This window comes from Streptomyces sp. NPDC050988 (assembly GCF_044456225.1).
Classification (GTDB): Bacteria; Actinomycetota; Actinomycetes; order Streptomycetales; family Streptomycetaceae; genus Streptomyces.
Window position 1 is genome coordinate 1 of sequence record NZ_JBITFQ010000062.1, and the last position, 8,232, is coordinate 8,232.

Genomic DNA, 8,232 nt, shown 5'->3' on the forward strand with positions numbered 1-8,232 from the left:
GGGGTTCGGGGGCGGAGCCCCTGAGTCAGGGACGATGGGGGTCCCCCCGCTCGAGCGAAGCCGAGAGTGGGGGAGGGTAGGGGCGGCGGGGGCGAGAAAAGCGCGTGACGTACGTGACGTCGGGACTCGCTTGAGGCCGGCGTGGTGTAATGGCTAGCCTTGCCGCATGGCCCTTACCTTCGCTCTCGATCCGGCCGTGACCCCCGCGGTCCGCGACGGCCTCCTCGATCTGTGGACGGACGTTTCCAACGCGGGCGGCGCAGTCGGCTTCGTCGCACCGGTGGACCGGGAGGCGATCCGGCCGGAGCTGGTGAAACACTTCGCGGCGATGTCGGAGGGGCGAGTCCGGCTGCTGGCCGGGTTCGACGAGGAGGGCCAGGTGGCCGCGACCGCGTTCCTCACCTTCAACACCCACCGGCTGATGACCCACTGGGTCTGGCTCTACACGGTGATGGTGCACCCGAAGCACCAGGGCAAGGGGTACGGCCGGGACCTGCTGGCCGCCGCCGCGGACGCGGCCCGCACCCTCGACGGCATCGAGGCGATCCGGCTCACCTGCCGGGGCGGGCACGGCCTGGAGCGGTTCTACGGCTCGTGCGGATACAAGGAGGTCGGCCGCATACCGGACGCGATACGCGTCGCGCCCGGCGACGACCGCGACGACATCTTCATGCTGCTGCCGCTCACCTGACTCCCCGCACCCCACCTGCAAGATCGGGTGCAGGGCGTGCTTGACTGGACGGTGCCCTTTGGGAATGTCGGGGACTTTCGGACTCCTTCGGACCCCTTCCAGCCCGTTCGACACGGAAGAGTGGATTGAGATGCTCCGCTACACACTGATGCGCCTGGGAATCCTGGTGGGCTGCCTCGTGGTCGTCTGGGGCCTCGTCTACTCCGGCATCGCCCCGCGCGGGCTCGGCGACTCGAACGGCATGTGGATCATCCTGCTCTCCCTGCTGATCTCGGCCCCCATCAGCTTCGTCGTCCTGCGCAAGGAGCGCGACCGCGCCTCGATCCAGATCGTCGAGCGCGTCGACCGCGTCAAGTCCAACCTGGAGGCCAACCGCAGCCAGGAGGACGACGTGGTGGACGAGGTGACACGGGCACAGGGCCAGACGTCATAACTGATCAGGCTGATCAGCCTGATCAGGCGCACTTTTCGGCGCCGGCCGACATTTTCAGCCCGTCCGGCGTTTGAGGACGAGGCCGTTCAGGCCGAAGGCCCACAGCTCCGCCTAGCCGTCGGCAGACAACTCGTACTCTTGCTCGTATGGGTGCAGTGAAGAGCAAGCGGATGCCGCGTGCCGTGCGCGAACAGCAGATGCTGGACGCGGCGGTGCAGACCTTCGGGCAGCGGGGATACCGGGCCGCGTCGATGGACGAGATCGCCGATCTGGCGGGTGTGTCCAAGCCGCTGGTCTATCTGTACCTGAACTCCAAGGAAGACCTCTTCACCGCGTGCATCCGCCGTGAGGCGACCGCCCTGACCGCGGCCGTGCGTGCTGGGGTCCAGCAGGACCTGCCCGCCGACCGCCAACTGTGGGACGGGCTGCGGGCGTTCTTCACGCACACCGCGCGGAACCCGGACGGCTGGGCGGTGCTGCACCTCCAGGCGCGTACGCACGGGGAGCCGTTCGCCGCGGAGTTCGCCGCGATGCGCGAGGAGATCGTCGCGTTCGTCACGCAGCTGATCGTGGTTGCCGCCCGTGAGGCGCACCGGGACCCGTCGCTGCCCGAGCGCGAGGTCGCCGGCCTCGCGGAAGCCCTCGTCGGCGCCGCCGAGTCCCTCGCCGCCTGGGCCAACGCCACCCCCGGTGTCTCCGCCCGCCAGGCCGCCACGACCCTGATGAACTTCGCCTGGGCGGGCCTGGGGGACCTGATGGAGGGAAGACCCTGGTCGGAGCGGTAGCGCTCCGCGGCGTGCGGCGTGCGGGGTGCGGGGTGCGGGGTGCGGGGCATGAGTCTGCGGGCCGGTGGAGGCCGGTCGCGCCCACGCGGCGGAGCCGCACATCGGCACAGCCCCGCGCCCCTTACGGGGGCTCGCCCTTGCCGTCGGCGTCTCAGAGCACAGGAAGCACTTCCCCGGACAGGTGCAGCCGGCCACCCGCCCCGCGCAGCTCGAAGGCGGCACCCTCCGCCCCGTACGACACCGTCCCCGGCAGAAGCACCGGCGCCCTGAACTCCGCCCGGATCACGGCCGCTCGGGAAGCCCCGTGCTCGGCGAGGCAGCGCGCCACGGTCCACATGCCGTGCGCGATGGCCCTGGGGAAGCCGAACAGCCGGGCGGTGAGGGGGTGCAGGTGAATCGGGTTGCGGTCGCCGGACGCGGCCCCGTACCGCCGCCCCACATCCCCGGCGAGCGCCCACTCGGCCACGACGGGCAGCGGCTTGCGCTCTTCGGGTGCGGTCGGCCCTCCGGTGCTCCCCGCCGGTGTGCGGTGCCGCGCCAGATACGTACTCCGCGACTCCCACACCAGCTCGCCCCCCGCCCGCATCTCCGTCACGACGACGGCCTCGGTCCCACGCCGGTGGGGCACCAACTCATCCACGTACACCGCGAGTTCGTACTCCGCGGTCGCCGTCGTCGCCTTCCGCCGGGTGATCCCGACGGACGTGTGCACCAGCCCGAGCAACGGCAACGGAAAGGCCCGCTCACTCATCAGCCGCATGGCCAGAGGAAATCCGAGAACGTGCGGATAGGTGATGGGCAACTCGTCGGCCCCCACCCCGAATCCACAGGCCCGCTCATACGCGGCGAGCTTTCCCAGATCGATACGAAGACCTGGGAGGACCAATCGGGTCCGGGGCGTCGCGACTCCCGCCCGGGCCCGCTTGAAGAGCGAGAGAAAGGCACCCCGAGCCAGCAAGGGCCAGAGCCGCGGCGAACCGTCGAGTACGTGGGTACGCATCGAGCCCTCTACGTCGTCCATCGCTGACCTGACCTTTCTTCCGGTTCGAGTGGGGGCGGGCTGCTTTTGGTCTTTGGTCTTTGGTCTTTGGTCTTTAGGGGCGCGGGGAACTGCGTGACCAGCCCCAACGCACCCGCAGGATCCAAACGAGCTCCTCACGCCCCCAAAAGGCTCTGCCCGCAAACCCGAACAACCTGCCCATTCACCGCCCCCGACCCGGGATGTGCGAACCAAGCTGTCGCCTCAGCCACATCAACCGGCAACCCACCCTGCGCAAGCGAGTTCATCCGCCGCCCGGCCTCACGAATGAACAACGGCACGGCCGCAGTCATCTTCGTCTCGATGAACCCGGGCGCGACCGCATTGACCGTCACCCCGTATTCCGAGAGCGCCCGAGGCGCAAGCGACCGCACAAGCCCGACAACCCCCGCCTTGGACGCGGCATAGTTCGTCTGCCCGGCGTTCCCCGCGATCCCGGCGATGGACGCGGTGGCGACAACACGCCCACCACCTCGGAACACCCCCGCACCGAGCAACACATCAGTCGTGCGGAGCACACTCGCAAGGTTGACGTCGAGCACCGAACTCCACCGCTCCGCAGGCATGTTGACCAGACGCCGGTCCCGAGTGATCCCCGCGTTGTGGACCAGCACGTCGAGCCGCCCGCCGGGCAACGCGTCCGCGATCCGCGCCCCCGCGTCGTCCGCCGTGATGTCGAGCGGCAGCGCGACCCCGCCGAGCCGTTCGGCGACGGCGGCGAGATCGCCTCCGGCGGCGGGCACGTCGAGGCACACGACCAGCGCCCCGTCCCGCGCCAGCGTCGCGGCGACGGCCTCACCGATCCCGCGGGCGGCCCCGGTGACGAGCGCCGTACGCCCGGAAAGGGGCTTCTCCGGATCTGCGGACCCGGCCGGCCCACCGCCACCGCCACCGCCACCGTCATCCCCGCTGTCAATGCCACCGTGGCCGCCGACCTCGATCACCTGCCCACTGACATAGGCGGACCTCGGCGACAGCAGAAACCGCAACGTCGACTCGGCGGCCCCCGCCTCCACGAGCCGTACGAGGTTCACCGTCCGCCCGCGTCCGATCTCCTTGCCGAGGGACCGTACGAACCCTTCGAGTGCCTGCTGGACGGCGGCCTGGTGATGGTCGGCGGGGTCCAGGGGCGCGCCGAGCACCACGACCCGCCCGCTCTCGGCGACCGACCGTACGACGGGGTGGAGGGCGGCGTGCACCTCGGCGAACCCGTCGACGTCACGGACACCGGTGGCGTCGAGGACGACGGCGACGGGCCTGTCGCCACCGGAGTGCGGCTCCTCGTCGCCGGGGCGTGGCCCCGACCGGGCCAGTGCAGGCGCGAGGTCCAGCTCCGACTTGCCCGCGGTGAGATGCAGCAACTCCCCTTGGAGCGACGGCTGTTCGGCGCTCCAGCGCCGCAACCGCACCGGCTGCGGCAGCCCGAGCCGACGGGTCAGGAACCGGCCGGGGCCGGTGCCGGTGAGACTCAGGTAGCGGTCGGCCATCGTCCAACTCCCAGCTCGGTCGTATTCTTACTCTGGAGTAAGGTTACCCGAGGTAAGCCTACGTCACGGTGAGGAGCAGGTCGAGATGAGCCCCCTTGAACCCCTGCCGGAACCCGCCCAGGAACCCTTCGGGGAGCCCACCCGGAAACCCTTCGGTGAGCCCCTCCGGGCGCCGCGGCCGCGTCGCGTCGCGGTCGTCGGCGGCACCCGTATCCCCTTCGCCCGCTCGGACGGCCCGTACGCGACCGCCTCGAACCAGGAGATGCTGACCGCGGCGGTCGACGGACTCGTCGAGCGCGTCGGACGCCTCAGCCGCTTCGGGCTCGAAGAGCCGGGTGCGGTGGGGGAGTTGGTGGCGGGTGCCGTGCTCAAGCACAGCCGGGACTTCAACCTCGCGCGCGAGACGGTGCTCGGGTCGAGGCTGGACGCCCGCACCCCCGCGTACGACATCCAGCAGGCCTGCGGGACCGGCCTCCAGGCCGTCGTCGCGGCGGCCAACAAGATCACCCTCGGCCAGACCGAGTCGGCTATCGCGGGCGGCGCGGACACGGCGAGCGACGCCCCGCTCGGCGTCAACGACCAGCTGCGGCGCATCCTGCTGGAGGTCCGGCGCGCGAAGTCGGCGGGCGCCCGGCTGAAGGCGCTCGCCCGGATCCGCCCCGGCCACCTCGTCCCGGACATCCCGCGCAACGCGGAGCCCCGTACGGGCCTGTCGATGGGAGAGCACGCGGCGGTCACGGCCCGCGTGTGGGGCGTGACCCGGGAGGCGCAGGACGAGTTGGCGGCCGCGAGTCATCAGCGGCTGGCGGCGGCGTACGAGCGCGGCTTCTTCGAGGACCTGGTCGTGCCCTTCCGGGGGCTGGCCCGCGACCAGAACCTCCGCCCCGGCTCGACGGTCGGCGAACTCGCCACCCTGAAGCCGGTGTTCGGGCTGAAGGTCCCAGGCTCCCCAGACAATCCCGATAGCCCCGACAGCCCGGCCCCGACCATGACCGCCGGGAACTCGACGCCCCTGACGGACGGCGCGGCGCTCGTGCTGCTCGCGAGCGAGGAGTGGGCGTCGGTGCGCGGGCTGACGCCGCTCGCGTATCTGACGGCGTACGAGACCGCGGCCGTCGACTTCGTCAGGGGTGACGTGGCCGGTGGCGAGGACGGTCTGCTGATGGCGCCGGCCCACGCCGTGCCGCGCATGCTGGAGCGGGCCGGGCTCGGCCTGGGCGACTTCGACTTCGTCGAGGTGCACGAGGCGTTCGCCTCACAGGTGCTGGCCACGCTGGCGGCCTGGGAGAAGCGGGGGCTCGGCACGGTCGACCGTGACCGGCTGAACGTGGCGGGCTCCTCGCTCGCGACCGGTCACCCCTTCGCGGCCACCGGGGCGCGGATCGTGGCGACCCTCGCGAAACTGCTCGCCGAACGGGACGCTCCCGGGCGCGGGTTGATCTCCATCTGCGCGGCGGGCGGACAGGGCGTCACGGCGATCCTCGAACGCCCGTGAGGGACCGATTCGGACGCCCGTGAGGGACCGACTCGAATGCTCGTGAGGGGCCGACACGGACGCCCGTGAAGGGTCGACACGGACGTCCGTGAGGGGCCGAAGGGCATGAACTCGACGGATCCGCGGGCAACGCCCTTGTTGCGTCGGTATGTTGGGCAAAAGATGAACAGGCGTCCGAACGTGCACGAACCTCTCACTCTTCCGCACAGAAGCACCTCACTTTCCCAGGTGAACCCGCCACTTCACAGGTCCGTAATGGGGGGAGTGCAAGAGTTAGGAGCCGTCAGTGTCCCGCGATCCCTCCGACAATCCCGAGCTCGTCATCCCTGAACCCGAGGTCAGGCGGCTCGACGGGGTCGTGCGTGAGGTCTCGGTGCCCCCGATGGTGTACGCCGTCACGCACGGCTCGCTCGCGGACATCCCCTTCGACAACGCGGAGCAGGCGCCCGACGACCCGGTGCTCAGCCGGAAGGGCGCGGACGGCCGCTGGACCGACGTCACGGCGGCCGAGTTCGCGGCCGAGGTGCTGGCGGTCGCCAAGGGGCTGATCGCGGAGGGGCTGATGCCGGGGGACCGGCTCGCGATCATGGCGCGTACGACGTACGAGTGGACGCTGCTGGACTTCGCGGCCTGGGCGGCGGGGCTCGTCACCGTCCCGGTCTACCCCACCTCCTCCGTCTTCCAGACCCGCTGGATCCTCCAGGACTCCGGTGCGGTGGCGATCGCCGTCGAGCATGTGGCGCAGGCCGCCGCGCTCGGCCCGGAACGCGACCGGCTCCCCGACGTCCAGCACATGTGGATCTTCGAGAAGGGGCACACCGAGCGCCTCGCAGAGCTGGGCCGTGACGTGCCGGACCAGGAGGTCGCGGTGCGCCGGGGCGTCCTCGGCCCCGACTCGCTCGCGACGATCATGTACACCTCGGGCACCACGGGCAGGCCCAAGGGCTGCGCGCTGACCCACGCCAACTTCTTCGCCGAGGTCGACAACGCCGTCCAACTGCTCCACCCGGTCTTCAAGTCCAGCTTCAAGGACCCGGCGTCCACGCTCCTCTACCTGCCCCTCTCGCACGTCTTCGGCCGGATGGTCGCCATCGCCTGCATGCGCGCGCGGGTACGCCTGGGCCATGCGCCGAGCATCCGTACGGAGGAGCTGCTGGCCGACCTCGCCGGCTTCAGCCCGACCTTCCTCCTGGCCATCCCGTACGTGCTGGAGAAGGTCTACAACACCGGCCGCGCGACCGCCGAGAAGATGGGCCGCGCCGCCTCCTTCGACCGGGCGGCCCGGGTGGCCCGCGGCTACGGCGAGGCGCTGGAGGCCCAGCAGCACGGCACGGGACCGGGACCGGGTGCGAAGCTCAAGGCGGCCCGCGCCCTCTACGACCCGCTCGTCTACCGCCGTATCCGCGCCGCCCTCGGCGGGAAGGTCCGCCAGGTGGTCTGCGGCGGCTCCCCGCTCGGGCGCCGACTCGCCTCCTTCTACGCCGGCGCGGGCATCCAGGTCTTCGAGGGCTACGGCCTGACCGAGTCGACGGCCGCCGCGACCCTCACCTACCCGCACCGGCCGCGCCTCGGCACGGTCGGCTGGCCGCTGCCCGGCACGCGTGTCCGGATCGCCCAGGACGGCGAGATCCTGCTCAGCGGGGAGCAGGTGTTCCGCGGCTACTGGGATCCGCAGGCCGGCGGGGTGGTCCCGGCCGACCAGGAGGGCTGGTTCGCCACCGGTGACCTGGGCGAGCTGGACGACGACGGCTACCTCACCATCACCGGCCGCAAGAAGGACATCCTCGTCACCACCAGCGGCAAGAACGTGGCGCCCGCGCCGCTGGAGGACTGGCTGCGGGCCCATCCCTTGATCAATCAGTGCGTGGTCGTAGGCGACAATCGCCCCTACATCACTGCCCTGTTGACGCTCGATGCCGAGGGCATGGCCCACTGGTGCCGGATGACCGCCAAGTCGGACGTCCCGGTCGCCACGCTGGTCACCGACCCCGACCTCCTCGCCGTCCTCCAGCGCGCCGTCGACGACGCCAACCGCCTCGTCTCCCGGGCCGAGTCCATCCGCCGCTTCACCGTGCTGCCCCTGAACTTCACGGAGACGGCGGGTCATCTGACCCCGACGATGAAGCTCCGCAGGGCGGTGGTCACACGGGAGTTCGCCCGGGAGATCGACGAGCTGTACGCGGAGTAGGCCCCCGGCCGGGTTTCCTTCGCCCCCGCCGCCCCTACCCGTCCCGTCCCTGGGGGCTGCCGCCCCCAGCCCCCCGCATCGCGCTGCCGCGCTCGTCCTCAAACGCCGGACGGG

General features: G+C 71.1%; 7 protein-coding genes. 5 read left to right on the top strand and 2 right to left on the bottom strand.

All coding sequences use genetic code 11. From position 1 onward, the window contains the following. The first annotated feature begins 166 nt into the window (after positions 1 to 166). From ACIBEI_RS49385 to ACIBEI_RS49395, 3 genes are all read left to right on the top strand, one after another. Entirely contained in the window at positions 167 to 691 is a 525-nt protein-coding gene (locus ACIBEI_RS49385) for a GNAT family N-acetyltransferase (RefSeq protein ID WP_398898089.1), read from the top strand. Between the two features lie 130 nt (positions 692 to 821). Continuing rightward, on the top strand, positions 822 to 1,124 hold the full coding sequence (locus ACIBEI_RS49390) for a DUF4229 domain-containing protein (RefSeq protein WP_398898090.1): 303 nt from the start codon (positions 822 to 824) through the stop codon (positions 1,122 to 1,124). A 146-nt stretch (positions 1,125 to 1,270) separates the two neighbouring features. Next, complete coding sequence (locus ACIBEI_RS49395) at positions 1,271 to 1,909, top strand: TetR/AcrR family transcriptional regulator (protein WP_398898091.1); 639 nt, start codon at positions 1,271 to 1,273, stop codon at positions 1,907 to 1,909. A gap of 151 nt (positions 1,910 to 2,060) precedes the next feature. Here ACIBEI_RS49395 and ACIBEI_RS49400 read toward each other — a convergent pair whose 3' ends face one another. Both ACIBEI_RS49400 and ACIBEI_RS49405 read right to left on the bottom strand, forming a co-directional pair. Continuing rightward, a complete protein-coding gene (locus ACIBEI_RS49400; RefSeq protein WP_398898092.1) occupies positions 2,061 to 2,930 on the bottom strand; it encodes a MaoC family dehydratase in 870 nt (289 codons plus the stop codon). A gap of 134 nt (positions 2,931 to 3,064) precedes the next feature. Next, positions 3,065 to 4,435 carry a 3-oxoacyl-ACP reductase gene (locus ACIBEI_RS49405; protein WP_398898093.1) on the bottom strand — a complete coding sequence of 457 codons (1,371 nt, stop codon included), beginning with the start codon at positions 4,433 to 4,435 and terminating at the stop codon, positions 3,065 to 3,067. 85 nt (positions 4,436 to 4,520) lie between these two features. On the opposite strand from ACIBEI_RS49405, the gene ACIBEI_RS49410 reads away from it, so the two are divergent. Further along, a complete protein-coding gene (locus ACIBEI_RS49410) occupies positions 4,521 to 5,930 on the top strand; it encodes an acetyl-CoA C-acetyltransferase (protein ID WP_398898095.1) in 1,410 nt (469 codons plus the stop codon). Between the two features lie 286 nt (positions 5,931 to 6,216). Then, the gene (locus ACIBEI_RS49415; RefSeq protein ID WP_398898097.1) at positions 6,217 to 8,118 is read left to right on the top strand and encodes an AMP-dependent synthetase/ligase; all 1,902 of its coding nucleotides are present in this window, start codon (positions 6,217 to 6,219) and stop codon (positions 8,116 to 8,118) included. Positions 8,119 to 8,232: the final 114 nt, after the last annotated feature.

What these genes read in the sequence shown, in the direction of transcription:
- ACIBEI_RS49385 (WP_398898089.1), top strand. Translation starts at nt 167, where the DNA reads ATGGCCCTTACCTTCGCTCTCGATCCGGCCGTGACCCCCGCGGTCCGC.
- ACIBEI_RS49390 (WP_398898090.1), top strand. Translation starts at nt 822, where the DNA reads ATGCTCCGCTACACACTGATGCGCCTGGGAATCCTGGTGGGCTGCCTC.
- ACIBEI_RS49395 (WP_398898091.1), top strand. Translation starts at nt 1,271, where the DNA reads ATGGGTGCAGTGAAGAGCAAGCGGATGCCGCGTGCCGTGCGCGAACAG.
- ACIBEI_RS49400 (WP_398898092.1), bottom strand. Translation starts at nt 2,930, where the DNA reads ATGGACGACGTAGAGGGCTCGATGCGTACCCACGTACTCGACGGTTCG.
- ACIBEI_RS49405 (WP_398898093.1), bottom strand. Translation starts at nt 4,435, where the DNA reads ATGGCCGACCGCTACCTGAGTCTCACCGGCACCGGCCCCGGCCGGTTC.
- ACIBEI_RS49410 (WP_398898095.1), top strand. Translation starts at nt 4,521, where the DNA reads ATGAGCCCCCTTGAACCCCTGCCGGAACCCGCCCAGGAACCCTTCGGG.